Annotated in this window: 29 protein-coding genes, 1 pseudogene and 1 other annotated feature; of the genes and pseudogenes, 17 read left to right on the top strand and 13 right to left on the bottom strand. The window is 54.8% G+C overall.

Going from position 1 to position 24,947, the window contains the following annotated elements:
- Positions 1-64 precede the first annotated feature (64 nt).
- Positions 65-736, bottom strand: coding sequence for a hexitol phosphatase HxpB (gene hxpB, locus ACTJJA_RS05115; RefSeq protein ID WP_108416806.1), 672 nt, complete (start codon positions 734-736; stop codon positions 65-67).
- A 148-nt stretch (positions 737-884) separates the two neighbouring features.
- Between hxpB and ACTJJA_RS05120 the strand changes: the two genes are divergently transcribed.
- Complete coding sequence (locus ACTJJA_RS05120) at positions 885-1,421, top strand: YniB family protein (protein WP_010426111.1); 537 nt, start codon at positions 885-887, stop codon at positions 1,419-1,421.
- Positions 1,422-1,450: 29 nt separating this feature from the next.
- On the opposite strand, the gene ACTJJA_RS05125 is transcribed toward ACTJJA_RS05120, so the two are convergent.
- From ACTJJA_RS05125 to pfkB, 3 genes are all read right to left on the bottom strand, one after another.
- Positions 1,451-2,311, bottom strand: a complete 861-nt coding sequence (locus ACTJJA_RS05125; RefSeq protein ID WP_010430160.1) for a fructosamine kinase family protein — start codon at positions 2,309-2,311, stop codon at positions 1,451-1,453.
- Positions 2,312-2,416: 105 nt separating this feature from the next.
- The gene (gene ghoS, locus ACTJJA_RS05130) at positions 2,417-2,707 is read right to left on the bottom strand and encodes a type V toxin-antitoxin system endoribonuclease antitoxin GhoS (protein WP_108416807.1); all 291 of its coding nucleotides are present in this window, start codon (positions 2,705-2,707) and stop codon (positions 2,417-2,419) included.
- 104 nt (positions 2,708-2,811) lie between these two features.
- Positions 2,812-3,744 (bottom strand): 6-phosphofructokinase II, encoded by a 933-nt coding sequence (gene pfkB / locus ACTJJA_RS05135; protein WP_010426105.1) that lies wholly within the window; start codon positions 3,742-3,744, stop codon positions 2,812-2,814.
- A gap of 295 nt (positions 3,745-4,039) precedes the next feature.
- Here pfkB and ACTJJA_RS05140 point away from each other — a divergent pair, with 295 nt between their 5' ends.
- The gene (locus ACTJJA_RS05140) at positions 4,040-4,798 is read left to right on the top strand and encodes a DUF481 domain-containing protein (RefSeq protein ID WP_010430164.1); all 759 of its coding nucleotides are present in this window, start codon (positions 4,040-4,042) and stop codon (positions 4,796-4,798) included.
- Positions 4,799-5,062: 264 nt separating this feature from the next.
- On the top strand, positions 5,063-5,263 hold the full coding sequence (locus ACTJJA_RS05145) for a hypothetical protein (protein ID WP_440666578.1): 201 nt from the start codon (positions 5,063-5,065) through the stop codon (positions 5,261-5,263).
- A gap of 137 nt (positions 5,264-5,400) precedes the next feature.
- Here ACTJJA_RS05145 and yniD read toward each other — a convergent pair whose 3' ends face one another.
- Together yniD and yncL are read right to left on the bottom strand one after the other, a co-directional pair.
- Positions 5,401-5,508, bottom strand: a complete 108-nt coding sequence (yniD, locus tag ACTJJA_RS05150) for a small membrane protein YniD (protein WP_010426102.1) — start codon at positions 5,506-5,508, stop codon at positions 5,401-5,403.
- 99 nt (positions 5,509-5,607) lie between these two features.
- Complete coding sequence (gene yncL / locus ACTJJA_RS05155) at positions 5,608-5,700, bottom strand: stress response membrane protein YncL (RefSeq protein WP_440666533.1); 93 nt, start codon at positions 5,698-5,700, stop codon at positions 5,608-5,610.
- Positions 5,701-6,023: 323 nt separating this feature from the next.
- Between yncL and thrS the strand changes: the two genes are divergently transcribed.
- The 14 genes from thrS (at position 6,024) to selO (ending at position 18,671) form a co-directional block, all read left to right on the top strand.
- On the top strand, positions 6,024-7,952 hold the full coding sequence (gene thrS / locus ACTJJA_RS05160; protein ID WP_010430168.1) for a threonine--tRNA ligase: 1,929 nt from the start codon (positions 6,024-6,026) through the stop codon (positions 7,950-7,952).
- 3 nt (positions 7,953-7,955) lie between these two features.
- Positions 7,956-8,498: a translation initiation factor IF-3 gene (gene infC / locus ACTJJA_RS05165; RefSeq protein WP_059443439.1), complete on the top strand. Its 543-nt coding sequence runs from the start codon at positions 7,956-7,958 to the stop codon at positions 8,496-8,498.
- A 97-nt stretch (positions 8,499-8,595) separates the two neighbouring features.
- The gene (rpmI, locus tag ACTJJA_RS05170; protein WP_003030583.1) at positions 8,596-8,793 is read left to right on the top strand and encodes a 50S ribosomal protein L35; all 198 of its coding nucleotides are present in this window, start codon (positions 8,596-8,598) and stop codon (positions 8,791-8,793) included.
- A 51-nt stretch (positions 8,794-8,844) separates the two neighbouring features.
- Entirely contained in the window at positions 8,845-9,201 is a 357-nt protein-coding gene (gene rplT / locus ACTJJA_RS05175) for a 50S ribosomal protein L20 (protein ID WP_000124850.1), read from the top strand.
- A gap of 117 nt (positions 9,202-9,318) precedes the next feature.
- Positions 9,319-9,443: a sequence feature (Phe leader region), on the top strand.
- Positions 9,324-9,368 (top strand): pheST operon leader peptide PheM, encoded by a 45-nt coding sequence (gene pheM, locus ACTJJA_RS05180; protein WP_001386830.1) that lies wholly within the window; start codon positions 9,324-9,326, stop codon positions 9,366-9,368. (Overlaps the previous feature by 45 nt.)
- Positions 9,444-9,505: 62 nt before the next feature.
- Positions 9,506-10,489 carry a phenylalanine--tRNA ligase subunit alpha gene (pheS, locus tag ACTJJA_RS05185; protein ID WP_010426091.1) on the top strand — a complete coding sequence of 328 codons (984 nt, stop codon included), beginning with the start codon at positions 9,506-9,508 and terminating at the stop codon, positions 10,487-10,489.
- A gap of 15 nt (positions 10,490-10,504) precedes the next feature.
- Positions 10,505-12,892, top strand: a complete 2,388-nt coding sequence (gene pheT, locus ACTJJA_RS05190) for a phenylalanine--tRNA ligase subunit beta (RefSeq protein ID WP_440666535.1) — start codon at positions 10,505-10,507, stop codon at positions 12,890-12,892.
- 4 nt (positions 12,893-12,896) lie between these two features.
- The gene (ihfA, locus tag ACTJJA_RS05195) at positions 12,897-13,196 is read left to right on the top strand and encodes an integration host factor subunit alpha (protein ID WP_003857805.1); all 300 of its coding nucleotides are present in this window, start codon (positions 12,897-12,899) and stop codon (positions 13,194-13,196) included.
- A gap of 103 nt (positions 13,197-13,299) precedes the next feature.
- Entirely contained in the window at positions 13,300-14,280 is a 981-nt protein-coding gene (gene btuC / locus ACTJJA_RS05200; RefSeq protein ID WP_440666537.1) for a vitamin B12 ABC transporter permease BtuC, read from the top strand.
- Between the two features lie 33 nt (positions 14,281-14,313).
- Positions 14,314-14,865 carry a glutathione peroxidase gene (locus ACTJJA_RS05205; protein WP_042714875.1) on the top strand — a complete coding sequence of 184 codons (552 nt, stop codon included), beginning with the start codon at positions 14,314-14,316 and terminating at the stop codon, positions 14,863-14,865.
- A complete protein-coding gene (btuD, locus tag ACTJJA_RS05210; RefSeq protein WP_440666539.1) occupies positions 14,865-15,620 on the top strand; it encodes a vitamin B12 ABC transporter ATP-binding protein BtuD in 756 nt (251 codons plus the stop codon). Before ACTJJA_RS05205 ends, btuD begins: the two co-directional genes overlap by 1 nt.
- A 74-nt stretch (positions 15,621-15,694) precedes the next feature.
- Positions 15,695-16,159 carry an NlpC/P60 family protein gene (locus ACTJJA_RS05215; protein WP_010426073.1) on the top strand — a complete coding sequence of 155 codons (465 nt, stop codon included), beginning with the start codon at positions 15,695-15,697 and terminating at the stop codon, positions 16,157-16,159.
- A gap of 294 nt (positions 16,160-16,453) precedes the next feature.
- Entirely contained in the window at positions 16,454-17,164 is a 711-nt protein-coding gene (locus ACTJJA_RS05220) for an EAL domain-containing protein (RefSeq protein WP_440666540.1), read from the top strand.
- Between the two features lie 64 nt (positions 17,165-17,228).
- Positions 17,229-18,671 (top strand): protein adenylyltransferase SelO, encoded by a 1,443-nt coding sequence (gene selO, locus ACTJJA_RS05225; RefSeq protein ID WP_440666541.1) that lies wholly within the window; start codon positions 17,229-17,231, stop codon positions 18,669-18,671.
- On the opposite strand, the gene ACTJJA_RS05230 is transcribed toward selO, so the two are convergent.
- From ACTJJA_RS05230 to ACTJJA_RS05260, 7 genes and pseudogenes are all read right to left on the bottom strand, one after another.
- A complete protein-coding gene (locus ACTJJA_RS05230) occupies positions 18,668-19,447 on the bottom strand; it encodes a heme ABC transporter ATP-binding protein (RefSeq protein WP_440666542.1) in 780 nt (259 codons plus the stop codon). The two genes, selO and ACTJJA_RS05230, sit on opposite strands and share 4 nt — an antisense overlap.
- Entirely contained in the window at positions 19,440-20,432 is a 993-nt protein-coding gene (locus ACTJJA_RS05235) for a FecCD family ABC transporter permease (RefSeq protein ID WP_440666543.1), read from the bottom strand. The genes ACTJJA_RS05230 and ACTJJA_RS05235 overlap by 8 nt, the downstream gene beginning before the upstream one ends.
- A complete protein-coding gene (locus ACTJJA_RS05240) occupies positions 20,432-21,253 on the bottom strand; it encodes a heme/hemin ABC transporter substrate-binding protein (protein ID WP_440666545.1) in 822 nt (273 codons plus the stop codon). The genes ACTJJA_RS05235 and ACTJJA_RS05240 overlap by 1 nt, the downstream gene beginning before the upstream one ends.
- Complete coding sequence (gene chuS, locus ACTJJA_RS05245; protein ID WP_440666547.1) at positions 21,250-22,278, bottom strand: hematinate-forming heme oxygenase ChuS; 1,029 nt, start codon at positions 22,276-22,278, stop codon at positions 21,250-21,252. Before chuS ends, ACTJJA_RS05240 begins: the two co-directional genes overlap by 4 nt.
- Positions 22,279-22,301: 23 nt before the next feature.
- A complete protein-coding gene (locus ACTJJA_RS05250; protein WP_010426064.1) occupies positions 22,302-24,287 on the bottom strand; it encodes a TonB-dependent hemoglobin/transferrin/lactoferrin family receptor in 1,986 nt (661 codons plus the stop codon).
- 76 nt (positions 24,288-24,363) lie between these two features.
- The gene (hemP, locus tag ACTJJA_RS05255; RefSeq protein ID WP_440666550.1) at positions 24,364-24,552 is read right to left on the bottom strand and encodes a hemin uptake protein HemP; all 189 of its coding nucleotides are present in this window, start codon (positions 24,550-24,552) and stop codon (positions 24,364-24,366) included.
- Between the two features lie 200 nt (positions 24,553-24,752).
- Positions 24,753-24,947, bottom strand: a pseudogene (locus ACTJJA_RS05260) (IS481 family transposase); the annotation flags it as partial.

Here is a 24,947-nt window from a genome sequence, read left to right on the forward strand (position 1 = left end):
GCAATTAAATGAAACGATGTTTTATTTTTATTTCAGGCAGCGAAGGGCTGCCTGAAAGAGAAGGTCACTCGCCGCGCAGATGGGCAACCGTAAGGTCTTCCAGCGAGGCCAGTTTCACATCCGCCAGGGCAAAGCGGGGATCGTGGCGGCCTTCTTCGGCAGGCACAACGATGGAGCGCATGCGTGCGGCTTTGGAGGCCACCATGCCGTTAACGGAATCTTCCAGCGCCACGCAGGTGAGCGGATCCAGACCCAGTTTTGCTGCGCAGTCCATATAGACCTGAGGGTGCGGCTTGCTGTAGGGCAGTTTCTCGGCTGAGGCCAGCGCGTCGAAGCTGTCGCGCAGTTCGAACAGGGACAGCACTTTTTCCAGCATATGCAGCGGCGAGGCGGAGGCCAGCCCGACCTTCAATCCTTGCGCCTTGCACAGGGCGATCGCATCACGTACGCCCGGAAGCAGGGGCTTCTGCTCTTCAACCAGCGTAATGGCGCGGTTAATAATACGCGCGGTGACTTCGTCACGACCGGGGCCAACCCATGGCTGGTGGGCATACCAGAGGTCTACAACCATATCAATGCGAAGTCCCAGCGTATCGGGAAGTTCGTTCCGGCGGCTGATATCGACGCCGAGGCTCGCCATCACATCCAGTTCAGCCCGATCCCACAGCGGTTCGGAGTCAATCAGCAATCCGTCCATGTCAAAAATGGCGGCAAGTATTTGGCGCGGTGTCGACATCACAACGTCTCCTTATCTCAGGTGTTCGACAGACGATACGTGCTAAGCACAATCTGCAATTTAGCATAATGCTTTTAAAGAACGGGCGAAAATGATGGGCAGCAGGTAGACTTAGGCAAAAATACCGCGTCTTTTTGAAGGGGAACGAATGACGTATCAACAAGCTGGACGCATCGCTGTCTTAAAACGTATTGCCGGTTGGGCCATTTTTATTCCGGCTGTGATTTCCACACTGATTTCCGTACTCAAATTTATGTACGATCACAGCGAAAAGCAGCCGGGTATCAATGCGGTAATGCTGGATTTCGCGCATGTGATGATTGAAATGATGCGTTTTAACACCCCGTTCTTAAACTTTTTCTGGTTTAACTCACCGACACCGAATTTTCATCAACAGGCGAATGTTGGCTTTTGGGTGATTTACGCGCTGATTTTTATCGCGATGGCATTGCAGGCATCAGGCGCGCGCATGAGTCGCCAGACGCGTTTTTTACGCGAAGGTGTGGAAGACCAGCTCATTCTTGAGCAGGCGAAAGGGCCGGACGGAATGAGCCGCGAGCAAATCGAATCCCGCATTGTTGTTCCGCGTCACACGATTTTCCTGCAGATTTTCCCGCTCTATGTATTACCGGTAGTCATCATCGTGGCCGGTTATTTCTTTTTCTCTCTGCTCGGTTTTATCTAGAGCCACAGCGGGTGGTGCATGACCGCCCGCTACGCCGCCAGTACCCGCTCCAGTGCGCGCTGCGCATTCACCAGATGTTGACCGCCAAACAGAATTGCCCGATTCAACAGGGTATAAAGTTGATACACCGGCTGGCGGTCGAGGAAGTCAGGCGGCAACGGCGAGACCGACTGGTATCCGTCATAAATCTGCGGCAGCTGTTCAGGATGCAGTGGCAGCATGGCGAGGTCGCACTCTCTGTCACCCCAGTAACAGGCAGGGTCGAAGATATAAGGGCCGTTCGGACCCAGCGCACAGTTATCTGACCACAAATCTCCGTGCAACAGTGAAGCCTGAGGCTGATGCGCGGCAAGACGCTGCTGCACGTGTTCGACAATGGCATCAATGTTGCCAAATTCCAGCCCTTTCTCTGCCGCCAGTTCCAGCTGCCAGCCAATACGTTGCTCTGCAAAGAAGATCGACCAGCGGCGTTGCCAGGCGTTCGGCTGTGGTGTGGTGGAGAGATCGTTGTCGAAATCGAGTCCAAACTGCGGTTGATCGCTCCACTGGTGCAATCGTGCTAGCTGCTGTCCAAGAATAAACGCGTTATGGGCATCCAGTGGGCGAGCGGGGAGATATTCCATGACCAAAAAGCTGTAGTCGCGGTCACTGCCCACGGCCCAGACGTGCGGGACGGTGACCGTTTTGCTGCGCGACAGCAGATCTAACTGATCGGCCTCGGCAGTGAAGATGGGGAGAAGTTCACGTTCATCGCATTTAACGAAAAGGTCGCGCCCCGCGTAGCGTAAATGCCACGCGGCGTGGATCTCACCGCCAGGCAGTTCATTACGCAGTTCAATTTCACCTTCACCTAATTGCTCGCTTAAAAGATGACTGATAGCCTGCCACATGATATCTCTCCCATGTTGTCTGCCAGATCATAAAGTTAGCGCAAAACGGCTGTTAAAAAATACGAACTAACGCACACCTGAGCGGTTTAAATTCATACAACGCATTTATTGTTCTTTTTTTCGCCAGCTTTCCCAGGTATCTACCTCAATATCCGCGTCCTTGTCGGTCACACTCTCGGCCAGACTGCTTGCCAGGGCGTGAACTTCCTCGTCGCTGAGGGCGCTTATCAGGCCAAATGTCAGCGTGCCTAAATCATGAATATTGCCCTCGTCGTCCGTGAGGGTGAGCAGAAAATTTGCCCGTGTAAAAGCGTTGTTGAGTTCATTGAGCTCGGTCAGTGACGCTTCATGAATGTTGACGGTAATGACGTAGCGGGTGATGTCGCCACTGCTCATAGTTCACCTCGTTGTTATCATGAAAGTTTTCTTAGCATAGTCGATAGTACGTTTTTGGCGACTATGGCTCGTCTTTCCCTCTCTCCGGAAGAGAGAGGGGGCGGTTAATTTTGGGACAGATAATCAACAATTTTTTCGGTGTCAGGCAGCGAACAAAGCCGCGTTCCCTGATTGATGGTTGCAGCGCTACCTGCTGCAACGCCGTAGCGCGTCATCTCCAGCAGCGACGCACCCTGCGCCAGCTTCAGCGTCATCGCCCCCACCATACTGTCGCCTGCGCCAACGGTGCTCTGGCTTTTCATGGGGGGTGGCACAACCTGCACATAGCCCGTTCCATCCACGGCCAGCGCACCCTGAGGGCCAAGGGAAACCACCACGCGCAATGCCTTGCCGCTGCGTATTAGCTCTTGCGCAGCGTTACGGACGTCATCCGGCTGGGTGAGTTCACGATTCACGAGCGCGCTTAGCTCTTTCTGATTGGGTTTGACCAGCTCAAGGTTGCCCGGCTCCAGGGCGGCTTTTAACGCCTCGCCGGAACTGTCGACAATGCACCGGATGCCCCGTTGCTGGGCCGCACGAATTAATGCTGTGAGTTTCTCTGTGCTCACGCCCGGCGGCAGGCTGCCGCTGATCACCAGCAAAGCACCCCTTTCAATTGTCAGAACCTTCTCCTCAAGCTGACGAAACTCATCATCACTCAATTTTGCCCCCGGCATAACAAAACGGTACTGCTCGCCGCTGGACTCAACGTGAACGTGCAGGTTCTGACGCGTCCAGTCGCTGGCCTCGACGGTCTGCACGGCAACCTGTTCATCGGCCAGCAGAGACACCAGATGTTCACCAGTGGCACCACCGGCAGGAAAAATCGCCGTCGCTTTGCCTCCGAGGTGGGTAATTGCGCGTGCGACGTTGATACCGCCACCACCGGGTTCAAACACCGGGGCGCTACAGCGTAGTTTACCTTCCGGGTAAATCTGTGCGGTTAAGGTAGCGGAATCGAGAGAAGGGGAGAGTGTCAGCGTGTAGACAGGAACCATCATAACCTCCTTTTTGCATGGGTTCCTTTAAGCCTGGCACCAATCGGCAAGAAGGCAACGTAAATAACAGTATGATTTTAAATATGAATGCTGACAAAAGGACGGGATTGTTTTTATAAAATAAAAGTCGTTTTGGGATCGTTCTTATTCAAAAAATGAAATAAGAAAACATTGCTATGTTATTTGCGGCTTTTTATAATTTGTTACCTTTCTCTGGACGCCTTGTCATTGATCCTCAAGAAAGTTTCCGAGACCGTGATGGTCTCTTTTTTTGTTGTATGGACTCCTTAATAAAATGAAGCTTTTGAAGACAGTACCCGCTGCAATGATGCTGGTGGGTGGCGTGTTTGCGTCAATGAATGCAATCGCCGATGATACCGTTTTTACTGTCATGGACGATCCCTCCACAGCGCAAAAACCTTTTGAAGGTAACCTGAACGCAGGGTATCTGGCGCAATCCGGCAACACGAAAAGCTCTTCCCTGACCGCAGACAGCACCTTGACGTGGTATGGCAACACCACCGCCTGGTCACTGTGGGGGAATGCCAGCAACACCTCAGCGAATGACGAGCGATCGTCAGAGAAATACGCCGTAGGCGGGCGTAGTCGTTACAATATGACCGATTATGATTACCTGTTCGGTCAGGCAAGCTGGCTAACCGACCGCTATAACGGCTACCGGCAGCGTGATGTCTTCACTGCTGGTTATGGTCGCCAGTTCCTGAACGGACCGGTACACAGCCTGCGTTTTGAATTCGGTCCCGGCGTACGTTATGACGAATACACCGACGGTGATACCAAAACCCAACCGCTGGGCTATGCGTCGGGTACTTACGCCTGGCAGATGACCGACAACACCAAATTCACGCAGGGTGTTTCGGTATTCGGTGCTGATGATACGACGCTGAACTCCGAGACGGCGCTGAATGTGGCCATCAATGAACACTTTGGGTTAAAGGTAGCGTACAACGTGACCTGGAACTCAGCACCGCCTGAAACTGCGCCTGATCATACCGACCGCAGGACGACAATTTCTTTGGGTTATAAAATGTAATCTAAATGGGCCGACATTATTTCGGCCCTTTTTTAATTTTTAGAAATTGTGCTGATTTATATTAAACGGCGTTTTAAAATAATTGGTCCGAAAATATCTCCATACTTTCTTCATAATTACACCATTCCCCGAATATTCAGATTATTTGACACGAATTGATAAATAAACTGACTATGCAAAAGTGTGATCCAGATCTACACTGTCACTACAGGCAAAATTCAGCCTTAGGTCTTTATGCTCTAATTAAGTATGAGAAGAATCATGATGAAAAAAAGCAAAACTGCTGCAGCAGCAATGGTGCTTTCGGCACTCTCTTTTGGCGTATTCGCTGCCGATCACACTGGTATTAGCACCGCCTCTGATGTTGAAGCGGGTTCAAACATCGCCCCAGCGTCACAGTCTACCGGTCAGTCAATGAATGATGCGTTTGACGTGCATACACTGGTAGCCGGTGAGTGGTCCTGATACGTGTTTCGGTTTTAAACCTCACCATAAAAAACCGGATTGTGATGTACCGGTTTTCATCACATCAATGCTGTAAAGATATTCAAAGATTTTTCAAGGTTTGATGTCTTATTACTTTTCCTTGCAATGCGTTAACACTAACCCCATATCATTGCAGCCCAGCGCAATAACAACATTGCACCGCAGATTGCAATTAATACGACCACCATTTTCCAGTGCTTCGCGGCAAAGCGTTTTGTTGGCATAACCTCTTCCTTGTCAGTTTATTGTTCCAGTCTACCAAAAAAATGCGGTAAAAATCGCATTATTCGGGGCAAAGGGTTATGCCACTGCCTTGATTCGTGTCAGAACCAATGGAATCTGTCGGCAAGAATCAACACTAAACCGGTAGCGGAAAGGATATTCAATATCAAAACGGTTCTACTGGACACATTCATGTGATGCCCCTTGGGTGTGTAAGGACCTGTTCAAGAATAGCTCAGCACTTTTGAATTGCGAGCCAAGGTTCGCGAAAAGTTCGTTCACTCATACCGATGAGTGAAGGTTCAAACTGGTCGCAGAGGGTGCATTCGCCCTTTCATTAGTGTTACCATTAGGGGGCTTGCCGTAAATCCGCATTTGTCTGAAATCGGCGGGAGCATGATGACGAGCCAATTTGACGATTGTTGGTCAGATGGTTTCGCAATCTATTGTTAAATAATGATTATTTTCTTTGTATATGCTCTTATGTGTGGGGCATCACTGCAAATAAGGATATAAAATGCCTGTAATTACTCTTCCTGATGGCAGCCAACGCCATTACGACCACGCTGTTAGCCCAATGGATGTTGCCCTGGATATCGGTCCTGGACTCGCGAAAGCGACCATCGCTGGCCGTGTAAATGGTGAGCTGGTTGATGCGTCCGATCTGATCGAGAGCGATGCGAAGCTGTCTATCATCACCGCGAAAGACGAAGAAGGTCTTGAGATCATTCGTCACTCCTGCGCGCACCTGTTAGGTCATGCGATTAAACAGCTGTGGCCAAACACCAAAATGGCGATCGGCCCGGTTATCGACAACGGCTTCTACTATGACGTTGACCTCGATCATACCCTGACCCAGGAAGATATCGACGCGCTCGAAAAACGTATGCACGAGCTCGCCGAAACCAACTATGACGTCATCAAGAAGAAAGTCAGCTGGCACGAAGCGCGTGAAACCTTCGTGAAGCGCGGCGAGAACTATAAAGTCTCTATTCTTGACGAAAATATTTCGCATGATGACAAGCCTGGCTTGTACCATCACGAAGAATACGTCGACATGTGCCGTGGACCGCACGTGCCGAACATGCGCTTCTGTCATCACTTCAAGCTGATGAAGATCGCAGGCGCCTACTGGCGTGGCGACAGCAACAACAAGATGTTGCAGCGTATTTATGGTACCGCATGGGCAGATAAGAAAGCCCTGAGCGCGTACCTGCAGCGCCTTGAAGAGGCTGCGAAGCGTGACCACCGTAAAATCGGTAAGCAGCTTGATCTGTATCATATGCAGGAAGAAGCGCCGGGTATGGTGTTCTGGCATAACGACGGCTGGACTATCTTCCGTGAACTGGAAACCTTCGTTCGCTCCAAGCTGAAAGAGTACCAGTACCAGGAAGTGAAAGGCCCGTTCATGATGGACCGTGTGCTGTGGGAAAAAACCGGCCACTGGGACAACTACAAAGATGCAATGTTCACCACCTCGTCTGAGAACCGTGAGTACTGCATCAAGCCAATGAACTGCCCGGGTCACGTTCAGATCTTCAACCAGGGTCTGAAATCCTACCGTGACCTGCCGCTGCGTATGGCGGAGTTCGGTAGCTGCCACCGTAACGAGCCATCAGGTGCGCTGCACGGTCTGATGCGCGTTCGTGGCTTTACTCAGGATGATGCGCATATCTTCTGTACTGAAGATCAGGTCCGTGACGAAGTTAACGCCTGTATTCGTATGGTCTACGATATGTACAGCACCTTTGGCTTCGAGAAAATCGTGGTCAAACTCTCAACGCGTCCGGAAAAACGTATCGGTAGCGATGAGACATGGGATCGCGCAGAAGCGGATCTCGCCGTGGCGCTGGAAGAGAACGGTATCCCGTTCGAATACCAGCTGGGCGAGGGCGCATTCTACGGTCCGAAAATTGAATTTACCCTGTATGACTGTCTCGACAGAGCTTGGCAGTGCGGTACTGTACAGCTGGACTTCTCCCTGCCGCAGCGTTTAAGCGCCTCTTATGTTGGCGAAGACAACGAGCGTCAGGTGCCGGTAATGATTCACCGTGCAATTCTCGGTTCACTGGAGCGCTTCATCGGCATCCTGACCGAAGAGTTCGCGGGCTTCTTCCCAACCTGGCTTGCGCCAGTGCAGGTCGTGGTGATGAACATTACCGATTCTCAGGCGGATTACGTTAAAGAATTGACGCAGAAACTACAAAATGCGGGCATTCGCGTAAAAGCAGACTTGAGAAATGAGAAGATTGGCTTTAAAATCCGCGAGCACACTTTACGTCGTGTCCCGTATATGTTGGTCTGTGGTGATAAAGAGGTGGAAGCAGGCAAAGTTGCCGTTCGCACCCGCCGTGGTAAAGACCTGGGGAGCCTGGACGTAAGTGAAGTGATTGAGAAGCTGCAACAAGAGATTCGCAGCCGCAGTCTTCAACAACTGGAGGAATAAGGTATTAAAGGCGGAAAACGAGTTCAAACGGCACGTCCGAATCGTATCAATGGCGAGATTCGCGCCCAGGAAGTTCGCTTAACAGATCTTGAAGGTGAACCACTGGGGATTGTGAGTCTGAGAGAAGCGATCGAAAAAGCTGAAGAAGCTGGAGTAGATTTAGTTGAAATCAGCCCTAACGCCGAACCGCCAGTTTGTCGTATCATGGACTACGGCAAGTTCCTTTATGAAAAGAGTAAGTCTTCTAAGGAACAGAAGAAGAAGCAAAAAGTTATCCAGGTTAAGGAAATCAAATTCCGTCCTGGTACCGACGATGGCGATTATCAGGTAAAACTCCGCAGCCTGATTCGCTTTCTGGAAGATGGCGATAAGGCCAAGATCACACTGCGTTTCCGCGGTCGTGAGATGGCCCACCAACAGATCGGTATGGAAGTGCTTAACCGCGTCCGTGAAGATCTGAGTGAACTGGCAGTAGTCGAATCCTTCCCTACGAAGATCGAAGGCCGCCAGATGATCATGGTGCTCGCTCCTAAGAAGAAACAGTAAGGCCTTCAAGCAGCAAAATCTGTGGAGCCTTCGGGTTTCATAGGTTTTGTTCGCCTATGTTTCGTTTATTTAACAATGCGAAGTGGAAGTTATTAAGATGCCAAAAATTAAGACCGTACGCGGTGCTGCTAAGCGCTTCAAAAAAACCGGTGGTGGTGGATTTAAGCGTAAGCACGCAAACCTGCGTCATATTCTGACCAAAAAATCTACTAAGCGTAAACGTCACCTGCGTCCAAAAGGCCTTGTTTCTAAAGGCGATCTGGGTCTGGTTATCGCGTGCCTGCCGTACGCATAAGCCGTTAACGTTTAATTTTTTTACTAAGAATATAGATACAGGAGAGCACACATGGCTCGCGTAAAACGTGGTGTAATTGCACGTGCACGTCACAAGAAAATTTTGAAACAAGCTAAAGGCTACTACGGTGCGCGTTCACGCGTTTACCGCGTTGCCTTCCAGGCTGTTATCAAAGCAGGTCAGTACGCTTACCGTGACCGTCGTCAGCGTAAGCGTCAGTTCCGTCAACTGTGGATTGCGCGTATCAACGCAGCAGCACGTCAGAACGGTATTTCTTACAGCAAATTCATCAACGGCCTGAAAAAAGCCTCTGTTGAAATCGACCGTAAGATCCTGGCTGACATCGCAGTATTCGACAAAGTAGCGTTCACCGCTTTGGTCGAAAAAGCGAAAGCAGCACTGGCATAAGCCAGTTGAGAGAGGGAGCTTTGCTCCCTCTTTTGTTTTAACATCATCAGAACATTGACTTTTACCCGTTCAGGCTTTTCAATAAGGTCTTCACGGTTTTTACCACACAAGGTAACGCAAGCATGAATGCTGCTATTTTCCGCTTCTTCTTTTACTTTAGCACCTGAATTCAGGAGGCTAGCGCGTGAAAGATGAAACGAAAAACAGCGCCAGATAAGCCTCCCGATGGAGGCTTTTTTTGTGTCTAAATTCGAGAGAATAAGTCCACCAAATCGGTGTCTGCACCGACATAATGAGGAAAACCATGTCACATCTCGCAGAGCTGGTTGCCAGTGCAACGGCCGCCATTAACCAGGCCTCAGATGTTGCCGCGTTAGACAATGTCCGCGTCGAATATCTGGGCAAGAAAGGGCATTTAACCCTTCAAATGACTACCCTGCGTGAGCTGCCGCCGGAAGAACGCCCGGCAGCGGGTGCGGTGATTAACGAAGCCAAAGAGCAGGTACAGCAGGCGCTGAACGCGCGTAAAGCTGAACTCGAAAGCGCGGTGCTGAATGCGCGTCTGGCAGCGGAAACCATCGACGTTTCTCTGCCCGGTCGCCGTATTGAAAACGGTGGTCTGCACCCGGTAACCCGTACCATCGATCGCATTGAAAGTTTCTTCGGTGAGCTCGGCTTTACCGTGGCGACTGGCCCGGAAATTGAAGATGATTATCACAACTTCGATGCCCTGAACATTCCTGGCCATCATCCGGCACGTGCTGACCACGACACTTTCTGGTTCGACGCTACGCGTCTGCTGCGTACTCAGACCTCCGGCGTTCAAATCCGTACCATGAAGGATCAGGAGCCGCCAATCCGTATTATCGCGCCGGGCCGCGTCTATCGTAACGACTACGATCAGACCCATACCCCAATGTTCCACCAGATGGAAGGTCTGATTGTTGATAAAAACATCAGCTTCACCAACCTGAAGGGTACGCTGCACGATTTCCTGAATAACTTCTTTGAGGAAGATCTGCAGGTTCGTTTCCGTCCGTCCTACTTCCCGTTCACCGAACCGTCTGCGGAAGTTGACGTGATGGGTAAAAACGGCAAATGGCTGGAAGTGCTGGGCTGCGGTATGGTGCATCCAAACGTGCTGCGCAACGTGGGTATCGATCCGGAAGTGTACTCCGGCTTTGCCTTCGGTATGGGCATGGAGCGTCTGACCATGCTGCGCTACGGCGTGACCGACTTACGTGCATTCTTCGAAAACGATCTGCGTTTCCTCAAACAGTTTAAATAAGGGCAGGACAGAACAATGAAATTCAGTGAACTGTGGTTACGCGAATGGGTGAACACGACGCTCGACAGCGAAGCACTTTCTAACCAGATCACCATGGCGGGTCTGGAAGTTGATGGCGTCGATCCTGTCTCGGGTGCTTTTACCGGCGTGGTGGTGGGTGAAGTGGTCGAGTGCGGCCAGCACCCTAACGCCGACAAACTGCGCGTGACGAAAGTGAACGTGGGCGGTGACCGTCTGCTGGATATCGTCTGCGGCGCGCCAAACTGCCGTCAGGGGCTGAAAGTGGCCGTGGCAACCGTCGGTGCAGTGCTGCCGGGCGATTTCAAAATTAAAGCGGCTAAGCTGCGCGGCGAGCCGTCTGAAGGCATGCTGTGCTCCTTCTCCGAGCTGGGGATTTCCGACGACCACAACGGCATCATTGAGCTGCCGCTGGATGCACCAATCGGCACCGATATCCGTGAATACCTGAAGCTTGACGACAACACCATTGAAATCAGCGTCACGCCAAACCGTGCCGACTGCTTAGGTATCATCGGCGTGGCGCGTGACGTTGCCGTGCTGAACCAGACCGAACTGAACGCGCCGGAGATTGCACCGGTTGAAGCGACCATCAGTGACGTGCTGCCAATCCAGGTTGAGGCTGCGGATGCTTGCCCGCGCTATCTGGGCCGCGTGGTGAAAGGCATTAACGTTAAGGCGCCAACGCCGCTGTGGATGAAAGAGAAGCTGCGCCGCTGCGGCATCCGCTCAATCGATGCGGTTGTTGACGTAACCAACTACGTTCTGCTGGAGCTGGGCCAGCCGATGCACGCGTTCGATAAAGATCGTATCGACGGCGGCATCGTTGTGCGCATGGCGAAAGAGGGCGAAACCCTGGTTCTGCTGGACGGCAGCGAAGCCAAACTGAACGCCGATACTCTGGTGATTGCTGACCACAGCAAAGCGCTGGCAATGGGCGGTATCTTCGGGGGTGAACACTCTGGCGTGAACGAGGAAACGCAAAACGTTCTGCTGGAATGCGCGTTCTTCAGCCCGCTCTCCATCACCGGCCGCGCACGCCGCCACGGTCTGCATACCGATGCCTCTCACCGCTACGAGCGCGGCGTTGACCCGGCTCTGCAGTACAAAGCGATGGAACGCGCGACTCGCCTGTTGATCGACATCTGCGGCGGCGAAGCGGGTCCGGTTATTGACGTGACCAACGAAGCGACGCTGCCTAAGCGTGCCACCATTACCTTGCGCCGCAGCAAGCTGGATCGCCTGATTGGCCACCACGTTGCCGATGCACAGGTTACCGACATTCTGACCCGTCTGGGCTGTGAAGTGACCGAAGGCCTGGACGAGTGGAAAGCCGTTGCGCCATCATGGCGTTTCGACATGGAAATTGAAGAAGATCTGGTGGAAGAAGTGGCCCGCGTTTACGGCTACAACAACATCCCTGACGAGCCGGTACAGGCGGGTCTGGTGATGGGCACCCACCGTGAAGCCGACCTGTCCCTGAAGCGTGTGAAAACCATGCTCAACGACAAAGGCTATCAGGAAGTGATCACCTACAGTTTTGTTGATCCAAAGCTGCAGCAACTGATCCACCCGGGCCAGGAGGCGCTGATCCTGCCAAGCCCGATCTCCAGCGAGATGTCCGCGATGCGTCTGTCCCTGTGGACCGGCCTGCTCGGCACTATCGTCTATAACCAGAATCGTCAGCAAAACCGCGTGCGAATTTTCGAAAGTGGATTGCGCTTTGTACCGGATACTCAGGCGAATTTAGGCATCCGTCAGGATCTCATGCTGGCGGGGGCTATCAGTGGTAACCGCTATGAAGAGCACTGGGATCTGGCAAAAGGTACGGTTGATTTCTACGATATGAAGGGCGATCTGGAAGCCATTCTCGATCTGACCGGTAAATTGTCTGAAATTGAATTCCGCGCAGAAGCGAATCCAGCCCTGCATCCGGGCCAGAGCGCGGCGATTTATTTAGACGGCAAACGCGTTGGTTTCATTGGGGTTGTTCATCCGGAGCTGGAGCGTAAGCTGGACCTGAATGGCCGTACCATCGTGTTCGAGCTGGAGTGGAACCCGGTCGCAGACCGCGTCATTCCTCAGGCGCAGGACGTATCACGCTTCCCGGCGAACCGCCGTGATATCGCGGTTGTCGTCGCTGAAAACGTGCCCGCAGCAGATATTTTGGCCGAATGTAAGAAAGTTGGCGTAAATCAGGTAGTTGGCGTAAACTTATTTGACGTGTACCGCGGCAAGGGCGTAGCAGAAGGTTTCAAGAGCCTCGCTATTAGCCTTATCCTTCAGGATACCAGCCGTACACTCGAAGAAGAGGAGATTGCCGCTACCGTTGCCAGATGTGTAGAGGCATTAAAAGAGCGATTCCAGGCATCATTGAGGGATTGAACCTATGGCGCTTACAAAAGCTGAAATGTCAGAATATCTGTTTGATAAGCTTGGGCTTAGCAAACGGGATGCCAAAGAGCTGGTAGAGCTGTTTTTCGAAGAGATCCGTCGTGCTCTGGAAAATGGTGAGCAGGTAAAACTCTCCGGTTTTGGCAATTTTGATTTGCGAGACAAAAACCAACGTCCGGGTCGCAACCCGAAGACGGGGGAAGATATTCCCATTACAGCCCGCCGCGTGGTGACCTTCAGACCCGGCCAGAAGTTAAAAAGCCGTGTCGAAAACGCAACGCCTAAAGCAGAGTAATATGAACTAACTAAAAAGGCCGCTATTGCGGCCTTTTTTCTTTGCGCTCTTCTGCAAACCCACCGTAAAATCAATTACATCTCACGTGACTAAAACCATACCCATGCTTGATTTTGCCCATCGCCAGCACCGTTCCGATCGACGTCGCCTGTTTCTGCTTGCGCTGCTGCTCATTGTGGCCGCTGTCGTTAGCCTGTGCGCGGGCGACAGGTGGCTGGGGCCGGAAAGCTGGTTGGGTCCGGATGGCCAGCTTTTCGTCTGGCAAATACGCCTGCCGCGCACGCTGGCTGTGATCCTGGTGGGGGCCGCGCTGGCGCTGTGCGGCACCATCATGCAGGCGCTGTTTGAAAATCCGCTGGCGGAGCCCGGGCTGCTTGGCGTGTCGAATGGGGCTGGCGTGGGGCTGATTGCGGCTGTCATGCTGGGGGGCGGGGCACTCTCAGCGTGGAGCATTAGCTTTAGCGCTATTCTCGGCGCCTTGCTGATAACCATCATTCTTCTGCGTTTTGCCAGACGGCATCTGTCGACCAGTCGGCTGCTGCTTGCCGGGGTGGCGCTGGGGATCATCTGCAGCGCGTTAATGACCTGGGCAGTCTATTTTTCAACGTCGTTCGATTTGCGCCAGCTCATGTACTGGATGATGGGGGGATTCGGTGGCGTCGACTGGCGGCAGGGCTGGCTGATGGCGCTGTTGATCCCGGTCATACTGTGGACCTCTTTTCAGGCACAACCGCTGAATATTCTCGCGCTCGGCGAAACGTCAGCTCGCCAGCTCGGCATGCCGATTAGCTTCTGGCGCAATGCGCTGGTGATTGCCATTGGCTGGATGGTGGGGGTGAGCGTGGCGCTGGCGGGGGCGATTGGCTTTATCGGGCTGGTTATCCCACATATGTTGCGTCTGTGCGGTTTTACCGACCATCGGACTTTACTTCCGGCCTCGGCGGTTGCCGGAGCGGCAACGCTGCTGGTGGCTGACATCATCGCCCGACTCGCCCTGAGCGCAGCCGAACTGCCGATTGGTGTAGTGACCGCTACGCTGGGCGCGCCGGTATTTATCTGGCTACTCTTAAAAGCTGGACGTTAAATCACTACCCGTAAGACAACCTGAGGGAATGCTATGCAGACTGATATTCTGAATACCGAAGTGACCACCATTGACGGCGAAAAAACCACGCTGGAAGGCTACAAGGGCAACGTGTTGCTCATCGTCAACGTGGCATCTAAATGTGGCCTGACGCCGCAGTACGAACAGCTGGAGAACATTCAGAAAGCCTGGGAGAAAGACGGTTTCACCGTACTGGGCTTCCCGTGCAACCAATTCCTGGGTCAGGAGCCGGGCAGCGAAGAAGAGATTAAAACCTTCTGCAGCACCACCTATGGCGTGACGTTCCCGCTATTCAGCAAGATCGACGTTAACGGTGAAGACCGCCACCCGCTCTATGCGAAGCTGGTGGCCGCAGCGCCGACCGCCGTGGCGCCAGAGGGCAGCGGTTTCTATGAACGTATGGCAAGCAAAGGGCGTGCGCCGCTCTATCCTGACGATATCCTGTGGAATTTTGAAAAATTCCTGATTGGTCGCGACGGCCAGGTTGTCCAGCGTTTCTCACCGGATATGACCCCTGAAGATCCGATCGTCATGGAGTCTATCAAGCTGGCGCTGGCGAAATAATGACGTTGCTGATGCAGCTCACGGACGTCGCCGATAAGGGACGTCTGGAGCCGGTAACCGGTGCTATCAATGCCGGAGAAATCCTGCATCTTGTCGGGCCAAATGGGGCCGGTAAAAGCACGCTGCTGGCACGCATGGCGGGGCTGGCCTCTGGTCCGGGCGAGATCGTGCTGCAGGGGCACGCCCTTGTCGACTGGTCACCGGTATCGCTGGCACATCGGCGTAGCTATTTAGTTCAGCAGCAGGTGCCACCGTTTGCGATGCCGGTCTGGCACTATCTGATGCTGCATCTGCATGATAAAAACAGCGCCACGCTGCTCTCGGATGTCGCGACGGGGTTAGGGTTAGACGATAAACTCACCCGTCACGCCAGCCAGCTCTCCGGTGGGGAGTGGCAACGCGTGCGTCTGGCCGCGGTTATTCTGCAGATCCATCCGGCAGGAAATCCTCACGGACGCTTGCTGCTTCTGGACGAGCCGATGAGCGGTCTGGATGTCGCCCAGCAGGCGGCGCTGGATACCCTGCTAAGCGGGTTGTCTCGTCAGGGGATAGCCGTCGTCATGAGCAGTCACGATCTTAACCACACGCTGCGTCATGCCCACAGGGTCTGGCTGCTGTCGCGAGGCAAAATGATTGCCAGCGGCGCGCGTGACCAGGTTCTTACGCCCCCAAATCTTGCCCGCGCGTACAATATGTCGTTTCGCAGGCTGGACATAGAAGGGCATAAGATGCTGATTTCTACCGCGCAAGAGTAACCGTTTCTTGCCTGGTAGCCTACTTGCACGCTAAATTACAAAAAGAATAAAAAAAGCAGAGGATTCGTCTGGACATGCGATTCTGGTTTCTCTTTGTGGCAGCGCTCTTTCTTGCGGGATGCAGTAGCCATCGTGCGCCACCCCCTAATGCCCGGCTCTCGGATTCAATCACCGTGATTGCCAGCCTGAACGACCAGTTAAGCAACTGGCGCGGCACGCCTTATCGCTACGGCGGTATGAGCCGCGGCGGCGTGGACTGTTCAGGCTTTGTTCTGATGACCTTCCGCGATAAGTTTGATTTGCAGCTTCCGCGTGAAACGCGCAAGCAAGCTGAAATAGGCACGGAAATCAACAAAGATGAGTTACTGCCTGGCGACCTGGTCTTTTTCAAAACCGGTTCGGGTGAAAGCGGTCTCCATGTTGGCATTTACGATACGGATAACCAGTTTATTCATGCTTCGACCAGCCGTGGGGTGATGCGCTCTTCGCTCGATAATGTCTACTGGCGTAAAAATTTCTGGCAGGCGCGGCGTATTTAGTCGCGCCTTGACGGCTTAACGCTGGCGGCAGGGTAACTAATAATCTATGCCGCTTTTAATCATATAAGATGATTAAAGTTAAATTTAAGAAGAATTAGTTATGTCCAGATGTATCTGTTTTATCTAAAACTGGCTATTACACAGTAACCAGGATAAGATTAATTTAGATTCAGGGATAAATCTGAAAAATATTACGGAACTGATGAAATTAATCTTATTAAAATCAAGACAGTGGAATTGTGTCGTCAATTGCTCCAGGATGTCCTCTCTCATCTTTAATGCGGGGCGAGTGCAATGATTATTACGCTAGATAATGCCTACAAGTCTGAACTTTTGCTGCAGCCTGCGCGTAATAGCGCCGGGGAGCTTAAAGGTTTAGAGCTTGTGGTTAACTTTGCTGGCGTTGACACGGAAGTGAGGATCCCTACTGAACTGGTTGTCCCGCGTCTTTCACCCGCAGAAGAGTTAGTGCTGTTTCAAGAGAAACTGCAATTGCTCGACACCTGTAAACTGTTCTTTATTCAGCATCAGTTAATTGCATGGATCAATATTACACCTGTAATAGTTGAGTTTTTATTAACTAATGGAAATGCTGTTTCATTACTTGAGCGCTATCCTTTTCTTGAGTTTACTGTTAATGAGAACTATCCAGGTTTAAATAATGGAAAAGATGATCTGAACCTGGCGAGAATGGCAATCCATTTTCCTTTAGTGCTGACAAACTTTGGCGCAGGTGCAGCATCTCTCAAAGCGGTTTATGACGGTTTGTTTAAACGCGTAATACTGGACAAGGGTTTTATCCAGCAGCGGGCTGCTGCGCTTTCTTTTGAGCCCTTTATGCGCGCTATACTCTGGCAAATCACCCCACACTGCCAGTCGGTTATGGTATCCGGGATTGACGATCACAGCCTGTTGCAGCGCGTGCTGACGTTTAATTTTGGCGCGATGCAGGGAAGTCTCTGGCCTGCCGTACCGGCAGAGCAGGTGACGACGCTCGTTCAATGATAACCCTTCTCTTCGCCCGTGTTTAAGACCCGCTAAACCCTCTACACTAAAAGCAGGAGGACCTATGACCCTGTCTTTTACTGCACACTGGCATGACGAGTTGCCTGGCTTCTATACCGCACTCAAACCTACACCGTTACACCATTCCCGTCTTATCTGGCATAACGCGCCGCTGGCTGACGAACTGGCGATCCCGCCTGACCTGTTCCAGCCTGCAGAAGGGGCTGGCGTCTGGGGCGGCGAAACGCTTTTGCCGGGCATGCAGCCTCTGGCTCAGGTCTACAGCGGCCACCAGTTTGGCGTCTGGGCGGGGCAACTGGGTGACGGCCGGGGGATCCTGCTCGGTGAACAACAGCTTCCCAACGGGGAGACGGTTGACTGGCACCTGAAAGGCGCAGGTCTTACCCCCTATTCGCGAATGGGCGACGGGCGCGCGGTGCTACGCTCAACGATCCGCGAAAGCCTGGCGTCGGAAGCCATGCATGCGCTGGGGATCCCTACCACGCGCGCACTGTCCATTGTTACCAGCGACACGCCGGTTGCGCGTGAGACGGTGGAGCAGGGGGCAATGCTGGTCCGCATCGCTGAAAGCCATCTGCGCTTTGGTCATTTTGAGCACTTTTACTATCGCCGCGAGCCGGAAAAAGTCCGACAGCTTGCAGACTATGCCATTCGCCGCCACTGGCCACAGTTGCAGGGCGAAGCAGAAAAGTATGTTCTCTGGTTCCGCGATATCGTCTCTCGTACCGCCTCAATGATTGCCCGCTGGCAGACCGTCGGGTTTGCACACGGGGTCATGAATACCGATAACATGTCCCTTCTGGGACTCACCTTCGATTACGGTCCGTATGGCTTCCTTGATGATTACCAGCCGGGTTACATCTGTAACCATTCGGACTATCAGGGACGCTACAGTTTTGATAATCAGCCTGCTGTAGGGTTGTGGAATCTACAACGCCTTGCGCAAAGCCTGTCGCCTTTTATTGACGTCGATGCCCTGAACGATGCGCTCGACGGCTATCAGGAGGTGCTGCTGCGGGAGTATGGTGCGCTGATGCGCAACAAGCTGGGCCTGCTGACCCAGGAGAAGGGCGATAACGAATTACTGAACACCTTGTTTGCGCTGATGGCGCGGGAAGGGAGTGACTACACCCGCACCTTCCGGATGCTGAGCCAGACGGAGCAGAACAGCGCGGCGTCACCGCTGCGCGACGAGTTTATCGACAGGCAGGCGTTTGACGACTGGTTCACGCGCTACCGCTCGCGGCTTCAGCAGGAGCAGGTGGACGATGCAACCCGCCAGGAGAAGATGAATGCCGCGAACCCCGCAATGGTGTTGCGCAATTGGCTGGCGCAGCGGGCGATTGAGCAAGCAGAGCAGGGACAGTACGACGAGCTACACCGCCTGCATGTGGCGTTGCGTACGCCGTTTGCCGACCGGGACGATGACTACGTCAGCCGCCCGCCTGACTGGGGCAAGCGGCTGGAAGTGAGCTGCTCAAGCTAGGGGGCGAGAAACACCTGCGGCGCGGCGTGAGCCGGATGTTGACCTACATGCACCTGTGCGCCATACCAGTGGGCCAGCGCATCGGCCTGCAGGACGGCCTCCGGTGTGCCTCCGGCGACCAGCCTGCCGTTATGCAACAGCAGGATCCTGTCTGCCCACAGCGCCGCCAGATTAAGATCGTGCAGCACCACGCAGACGTGCAGATCCTTTTGACGGGTCAGCGATCTCAACAGCCGCAGCAGATACTGCTGATGGTAGAGATCCAGCGCGGAGGTGGGTTCATCCAGGAACAGCCAGCCGCGCGGAGCACCGTCGCACCAGAGCTGCGCCAGCGCGCGCGCCAGCTGGACACGCTGCTGTTCGCCACCGGAAAGCGCCGCAAATTGCCTTCCGGCAAGCGGTAAACATTCGGTGATCCGCATGATTTCCTGAATGACTGCCGCTTCAGGCGTGCGCGTCCACGGGGCGCGGCCCATGCCGATAACGGCCTCCACCGGCCAGTCAAATCCCAGCTGCGTGTTTTGTCGCATTACCGCCCGCTGGCGGGAAAGCGCGTCCGGACGCCATGCGCTGAGGGGTTTCCCCGCCAGAAGACAGTGCCCGCTGGCAGGCTTGAGATAACCCGTTAACAGCCGTAATAACGTCGATTTCCCGGCACCGTTCGGGCCAATTAACGCGATCAGTTCACCCTGCGATAACGACAGCGAAATGTCGTTGATTATCGTACGTCGTCCCGCCTGAAAAACAATATTTTCCGCGCAATAGCGGTCAGCCATGTTGCCCTCCACGACGGAAGATAAGCCAGAGAAACCAGGGTGCGCCAAGAAGGCTGGTCAGCAAACCGACCGGCATTTCTGCTGGCGCGACCAGCGTTCGCGCGGCCGTATCCGCAATCAACAGCAGCGTAGCACCGGCGAGGACCGAACCGGGGATCGCGGCCCGGTGATCCGCGCCCAGCCACATACGCATCAGATGCGGTACCACCAGCCCCACAAAACCGATCACGCCGCTGACCGCCACTGCGGCAGCAACCAGCAGGGCGCTGCACAGCAGCAGGATCCGCTGTACGACGGCGACATCCACACCCAGGTAGTGCGCTTCCTCATCACCGAGTTGCAGCACGTTGAGCGCGTGCGCCAGCCGCCAGATAACCAGAACGGTGGGCACCATCAGCGAGGTGACGGCCAGCAGTGTAGACCACTGCGCCTGGCCGAGGCTGCCCATTCCCCAGAGCGAAAGCTGGCGAAGCTGCGCATCGTTACTCACCCAGGAGAGGACGCCGACCGCCGCGCCACACAAGGCGTTTATCGCAATGCCAACCAGTAACAGACGTGACAGGGAGCTGTTACGCTGCTGGCTGAGCAGGAAGATCGCAACGGTCGCTGCCAGCGCGCCGAGAAAGGCTGCCAGCATCGGAGCGTAGAGCATCATCAGGGCAGGTAACGAGAGCGGAAGAACGACCCACAGCGCGACCGCCAGCGCCGCGCCGCTGCTGATGCCGAGCAAACCCGGATCCGCCAGGGGATTGCGAAACAGTCCTTGCATCACACACCCCGCCAGCGCCAGCGACCCGCCGATGACCAGCGCCAGCAGCACGCGAGGCAGGCGGATCGTCAGCCAGATTTGACGCAGCGCCTCGTCGCTGCCGTTCCACAGCAGGCTGACCGGCAGGCGCAACGCACCAAAGCCGGTGGCCGTGAACGTCAAGAGGGAGAGCAGGGCAGCCAGCAGCCACAGTGAAACCGTCACCCGCCGGGACATCAGGGGAGTTGCTCCGCTTTGGCGCGCAGCTGCTGGATCGCTTTCGGCGTTCGCACGCTAAAGCCCAGCAGCGCCATGTCATCAATCGCCAGCACCTGTCTGTTCCGCCCGGCTGGCGTTTGCGCCAGACCCGGCAGCGTCCACAGATTTTCTTCACCGCCCAGCGCCCGCACGCCGTCCTGCGAAATCACCACCAGGTCGGGCTGGCTGGCAATCACGCCCTCCTGCGACAGCGGCTGATAGCGGGAAAACCCCTGCATAGCGTTCTGTAAACCCGCCGCACGGATGGCGGCATCCGCGGCGGTTTGCTGCCCGGCAGCCATGGCGGTCATCCCGCCGTGGTTAAGAATAAACAGCACCCGCTTGTTCAGCGACGACCCAGGCAGTGCAGCCAGCTCCGCACGCAGCGTTTTGCGCAGGATTTCTCCCTGCGCCTGCTGGTGCGTTGCTTCGGCGATCGTCCGGACTTTCTCGTCAATCACGCTCAGGGCGTTACTGGCGGGAACGGTGACCACCCTGACGCGGCTTTGCTCAACCTGCTTCAGCGCCAGAGAAGGCTGAGCCTGAGCGCTCGCCAGCACCAGCGTGGGACGCATGGACAAAATCCCCTCCGCATTAAGCTGGCGCAGATAACCCACGTCTGGCAGGTCGTTCGCCGCCTGCGGCCACTGGCTGGTGCTGTCGCGCGCGACCAGAGAAGACTGTGCGCCAAGGGCATAAACGATCTCTGTGACGTCGCCGCCGAGGGTGACAATTTTCTCCTGCGTGGCGGCAAACGCCACCAGAGGCAGGGCGCTCAGCAGGGCAAACCAGCTTTTCATGCGGCCATCCCTTTTGGCGTCAGGGCGTCAATCTGGCTGCGCCACTGGCTCTGCTCCGGCTCGCCTTCGGTACGCTGGCCATACAGCTGGGCGATTTGCGTACCGTCGGCGGCAAACAGTTCCAGGCTGGTGACGTGGCCATCTGCGGTCGGCTTGCGCGTTACCCAGCTCTCCGCGACGGCGTCTTCCAGCAGATGCAGCGTAAAGGTGGGGTTAAAGATATTCAGCCAGCCTTTCATCGGTACGACTTTTTCCACCGCGCCGGTGAAGATCTGCACGCAGCCGCGGTTGCCCACGAAAACCATGATTTCGTTACCGTCCTGACGTGCCGTTTCCAGCAGCTGCCCCAGCGCGCTGTTCTCAACTTTGCAGGCGAGATCGTCGCCCACCAGACGAAACGCCTGCTGGCGGCTGAGGTTATGGCGCTTCAAAAGGCTGAAGAACTGATGAACGTCGGTCATGGCGCGCCACTCTGTGTCCACACGCGCGGCATCCGCATTCTCAGCGTGAGCCGGGGCATCGGCGGCCTTCAGCTCAAGCGGCGGGTTGTCGGCAAAGATAAAACGGGTCAACACGTCGCCCCAGGCAGAGACGTCGGTATTGTCCGTGGTATACACCTTCAGCAGGGCATCGCCTTGGCGATCGAAGAACTGAATGCTCTGACGCTCACCGCGTGCGGTGGTTTCGCTGATGTGAAACACGCTCGCCCACTGGTTGAGGAACAGGCGCAGATCCAGCGCGCGCGGGTTCAGCACCAGCCCGGCGTGGCCGTTCAGGTGCTGGTTGGTAAAGCTCCCGACCTGCTCGTGCACGGCGTATTCGTTGCGGCAGATACACTTGGTTTCGCCCACGGCTTCCAGCGCGCCTAAAATCTCGAGGATTTCACCGTGCAGTCGCCAGGCGTCGTGACCTACGCGGCCAAAGGCCAGCTCCGCTTCGCTGATGTTCATTAACCCTGCGATGTCTCGCGCGTATTTACCCGGATTGTCTTCTTTTAACTCAAGCCAGCGTGTGTAGTGATTCATTGTCTCTTCCTTCTTAATATGCGTTACCACTGATAACTCACGAAAATCTTACCGTTACGACCATCCTGCGGGATCCCCTGCGGTGACCAGTACGCTTTGTCGAAGGCGTTGCCCAGCACCAGCGTGGTGGTCACGCCTTTGAGCTGTTCCTGACCTTTATAGCTGACGTAGAAATCATTGACCGCATAGCCCGGCTGTTTACTGTAGCTGCTGCTGATATGCGTTGAGCGATCGACAAAAGTACCGATCCAGCCGACGGAGAACCCGCTTTGCGCCACCGGGATATCCAGCTTGCTGGTGACGGTGTCCGGGTTAATGCTGGAGATATACTCGCCGGTGTTGGTGTCTTTGCCGCGCGTGCGGTTGTAGGCCACGTCGAGGTTGAACAGGTCGGCGGAGTATTTCGCCATTACGTCCCATCCCCAGATTTTGGCGTCGGGGACGTTATAGGACATGGTGGTCGCCGCGGCAAAATCGACGGTGGTGGAGATGTAGTCTTTGGCTTTGGTATCGAAATAGCTGGCCTTAAACTCCAGCGCATCGTTGGCAAGCATCAGATCGTCAAAGCGCAGACCAAAACCGAACTCCTGGGTTTTGTTGGTTTCCGGGCGCAGGTTCGGGTTGGGTACCCAGTAGTTGGTGTAGAAGCTGCCGATGGAGAAGTGTTTCGCATCGTTATACATCTCGCCCATAGTCGGCGCGCGGAAGGCCTGCGCATAAGAGCCGAACAGCATCAGCCAGTCGGTTGGGCTGATGGTTAACCCGGCGCGGGATGACCACTTATCGGCATCCACATCGTCGTAACCCTCGCTGCTGCCGCGATAATTGTCGTAGCGCGTACCGCCCAGCAGGGTCACGGGCAGATCGCGCAGGGTGATCTCATCCTGCAGCCAGCCGGAGCTGAAATCGATTTTGGCATTCGGGAAGCCGGTTGTCGCACCGCCGGGGCGTTGCTCCTGACGATAGTATTCGCCGCCGTAGGTCAGGAGATGAGACGCAAAGGAGTCGCTGAACAGACGGGTGCGGTTTTCCACTTTGCCGCCTTTGGTGGTCTGCTTGCGGAACTCGCCGGTGCCGTCGACGTTCTGGGCGTTAATGCGCGCTTCGGACCAGTAGACTTTTGCATCGGCGTTCAGCCAGTCGTTACCTTCCGGGGCAAGGTGGTAGCCAAGCTGCGCATCACGCTGGATGGTGGAACGGTCGGTCATGGGGTTGCTGCTGTCGGACGCGTCGGTGGTTTGCGGGTTTTTCGGCTCCTGCGCGTCGTTGTTGTAGTAGCGCAGGGAGCCGCTCAGGGTCTGAGCCGGGTCGATTTTCCAGCTCCCTTTTGCCAGCATATTATTAATGGATTCGTCGTTAGGCGCCGTTGCACCGTCACTCTGGCGAATATCACCGCGATCCCGGCTCGACCAAGCCACCAGACCGTCCAGCGTCTCGGTACGGCCGTAGGCGCTGGCACCCATTCCGATGCTGTGATCGCCCGTCGCGCCCGTACCAAACACGCGGTAGCCGCTGTTCTTGCCCGGCTCGAGCAGATCGTTGGCGTCGGCGGTGTCATAGGAAATCACGCCGCCCAATGCGCCGCTGCCGTACAGAAGAGCGGAAGGACCGCGCACTACTTCGATACGTTTGATCAGCGCCGGGTCGAGGAAGGTGCTGTTGAGGTGGCCGGTATCGGTTCCCTGACGCACGCCGTCGACCAGTACCAGCACGCCGCGACGGTCGTAACCGCGCAGGTTGACGTCCTGACCATTCGTGCGGCCGGTGCCGTCCAGCGTCAGACCGGGGACCTTGCGCAGCAGGTCGGCGGCAGAGCTGGCGGTCTGGTTTTCCGGGGCGGTGGCGTCAATGACGCTGACCATCATCGGCGCCTCAAAGGCGCTGCGGGCGTTGCCGGTGGCGGTTACGGTGATGTCGTCTGTGGCGGCAAACGCAGCCCCCGGCAGGGTGCTGACAATCGCCAGCGCCAGAAGTGACGGACGTAAAGACGTGGAATGCAGGTGTGGCATAGCAACTCTCCATAAGAATTGAAAAGCGCTGGCTGCCTGGGGATCACCTGGGTGGCTGGCGAAATTATCGTGTTGTTTATTTAGTCAGGATCAGTTTTCCGGCATGGGTCTGGCGCAGAAGATAGTGCTGGCCGTCATGCTCGATAATGACCCGCCCCTCATCACCGAGCAGGGTTTTGCTGTCGATACGGCGATCGGTGGAGGTGGGGGAAGGCGCTGTGTGTGTTTTTATTGGCGTTGCCGTGCTGTTATCCGTACGTGACATAATGTTTATAAATAACAATCAATGTAACAATGATAATCATTATCAATAAACTGCAAATTCACGGCAAGCGTTTTTGTGAAAATTGTGTGACGGGATCAAAATTGGGGGTGAGGTGCGGTCTGATGCCCTCACCCCGACCCTCTCCCATGTACAGTCCGGGGACATGGTAGACAGGTGTTCGGGGACATGGTGAACACTTTTTAACATCCTTTACCCATGGTGATCGACTTTTTCTTCAGGTCGATCACCCCCACTTTCGTGCTGTACCACCACACCTCGTAGCTCCCGTCTTCCTGCATCTCCTTCAGCCCGACCCGTTCTCCCCTGAACGCCTTGCCTGCACTCAGACTTACCCCTTTCACGCTCAGCTTTCCGCTGATATCCACTTTCCTGAC

Origin of the sequence: Enterobacter sp. 22452 (assembly GCF_052045065.1) — a bacterium.
Classification (GTDB): domain Bacteria; phylum Pseudomonadota; class Gammaproteobacteria; order Enterobacterales; family Enterobacteriaceae; genus Enterobacter; species Enterobacter mori.

Excerpts from the sequence above, each read along its gene's own strand:
- hxpB (WP_108416806.1), bottom strand. The coding sequence starts at position 736 with ATGTCGACACCGCGCCAAATACTTGCCGCCATTTTTGACATGGACGGA.
- ACTJJA_RS05120 (WP_010426111.1), top strand. The coding sequence starts at position 885 with ATGACGTATCAACAAGCTGGACGCATCGCTGTCTTAAAACGTATTGCC.
- ACTJJA_RS05125 (WP_010430160.1), bottom strand. The coding sequence starts at position 2,311 with ATGTGGCAGGCTATCAGTCATCTTTTAAGCGAGCAATTAGGTGAAGGT.
- ghoS (WP_108416807.1), bottom strand. The coding sequence starts at position 2,707 with ATGAGCAGTGGCGACATCACCCGCTACGTCATTACCGTCAACATTCAT.
- pfkB (WP_010426105.1), bottom strand. The coding sequence starts at position 3,744 with ATGGTTCCTGTCTACACGCTGACACTCTCCCCTTCTCTCGATTCCGCT.
- ACTJJA_RS05140 (WP_010430164.1), top strand. The coding sequence starts at position 4,040 with ATGAAGCTTTTGAAGACAGTACCCGCTGCAATGATGCTGGTGGGTGGC.
- ACTJJA_RS05145 (WP_440666578.1), top strand. The coding sequence starts at position 5,063 with ATGAAAAAAAGCAAAACTGCTGCAGCAGCAATGGTGCTTTCGGCACTC.
- yniD (WP_010426102.1), bottom strand. The coding sequence starts at position 5,508 with ATGCCAACAAAACGCTTTGCCGCGAAGCACTGGAAAATGGTGGTCGTA.
- yncL (WP_440666533.1), bottom strand. The coding sequence starts at position 5,700 with ATGAATGTGTCCAGTAGAACCGTTTTGATATTGAATATCCTTTCCGCT.
- thrS (WP_010430168.1), top strand. The coding sequence starts at position 6,024 with ATGCCTGTAATTACTCTTCCTGATGGCAGCCAACGCCATTACGACCAC.
- rpmI (WP_003030583.1), top strand. The coding sequence starts at position 8,596 with ATGCCAAAAATTAAGACCGTACGCGGTGCTGCTAAGCGCTTCAAAAAA.
- rplT (WP_000124850.1), top strand. The coding sequence starts at position 8,845 with ATGGCTCGCGTAAAACGTGGTGTAATTGCACGTGCACGTCACAAGAAA.
- pheS (WP_010426091.1), top strand. The coding sequence starts at position 9,506 with ATGTCACATCTCGCAGAGCTGGTTGCCAGTGCAACGGCCGCCATTAAC.
- pheT (WP_440666535.1), top strand. The coding sequence starts at position 10,505 with ATGAAATTCAGTGAACTGTGGTTACGCGAATGGGTGAACACGACGCTC.
- ihfA (WP_003857805.1), top strand. The coding sequence starts at position 12,897 with ATGGCGCTTACAAAAGCTGAAATGTCAGAATATCTGTTTGATAAGCTT.
- btuC (WP_440666537.1), top strand. The coding sequence starts at position 13,300 with ATGCTTGATTTTGCCCATCGCCAGCACCGTTCCGATCGACGTCGCCTG.
- ACTJJA_RS05205 (WP_042714875.1), top strand. The coding sequence starts at position 14,314 with ATGCAGACTGATATTCTGAATACCGAAGTGACCACCATTGACGGCGAA.
- btuD (WP_440666539.1), top strand. The coding sequence starts at position 14,865 with ATGACGTTGCTGATGCAGCTCACGGACGTCGCCGATAAGGGACGTCTG.
- ACTJJA_RS05215 (WP_010426073.1), top strand. The coding sequence starts at position 15,695 with ATGCGATTCTGGTTTCTCTTTGTGGCAGCGCTCTTTCTTGCGGGATGC.
- ACTJJA_RS05220 (WP_440666540.1), top strand. The coding sequence starts at position 16,454 with ATGATTATTACGCTAGATAATGCCTACAAGTCTGAACTTTTGCTGCAG.
- selO (WP_440666541.1), top strand. The coding sequence starts at position 17,229 with ATGACCCTGTCTTTTACTGCACACTGGCATGACGAGTTGCCTGGCTTC.
- ACTJJA_RS05230 (WP_440666542.1), bottom strand. The coding sequence starts at position 19,447 with ATGGCTGACCGCTATTGCGCGGAAAATATTGTTTTTCAGGCGGGACGA.
- ACTJJA_RS05235 (WP_440666543.1), bottom strand. The coding sequence starts at position 20,432 with ATGTCCCGGCGGGTGACGGTTTCACTGTGGCTGCTGGCTGCCCTGCTC.
- ACTJJA_RS05240 (WP_440666545.1), bottom strand. The coding sequence starts at position 21,253 with ATGAAAAGCTGGTTTGCCCTGCTGAGCGCCCTGCCTCTGGTGGCGTTT.
- chuS (WP_440666547.1), bottom strand. The coding sequence starts at position 22,278 with ATGAATCACTACACACGCTGGCTTGAGTTAAAAGAAGACAATCCGGGT.
- ACTJJA_RS05250 (WP_010426064.1), bottom strand. The coding sequence starts at position 24,287 with ATGCCACACCTGCATTCCACGTCTTTACGTCCGTCACTTCTGGCGCTG.
- hemP (WP_440666550.1), bottom strand. The coding sequence starts at position 24,552 with ATGTCACGTACGGATAACAGCACGGCAACGCCAATAAAAACACACACA.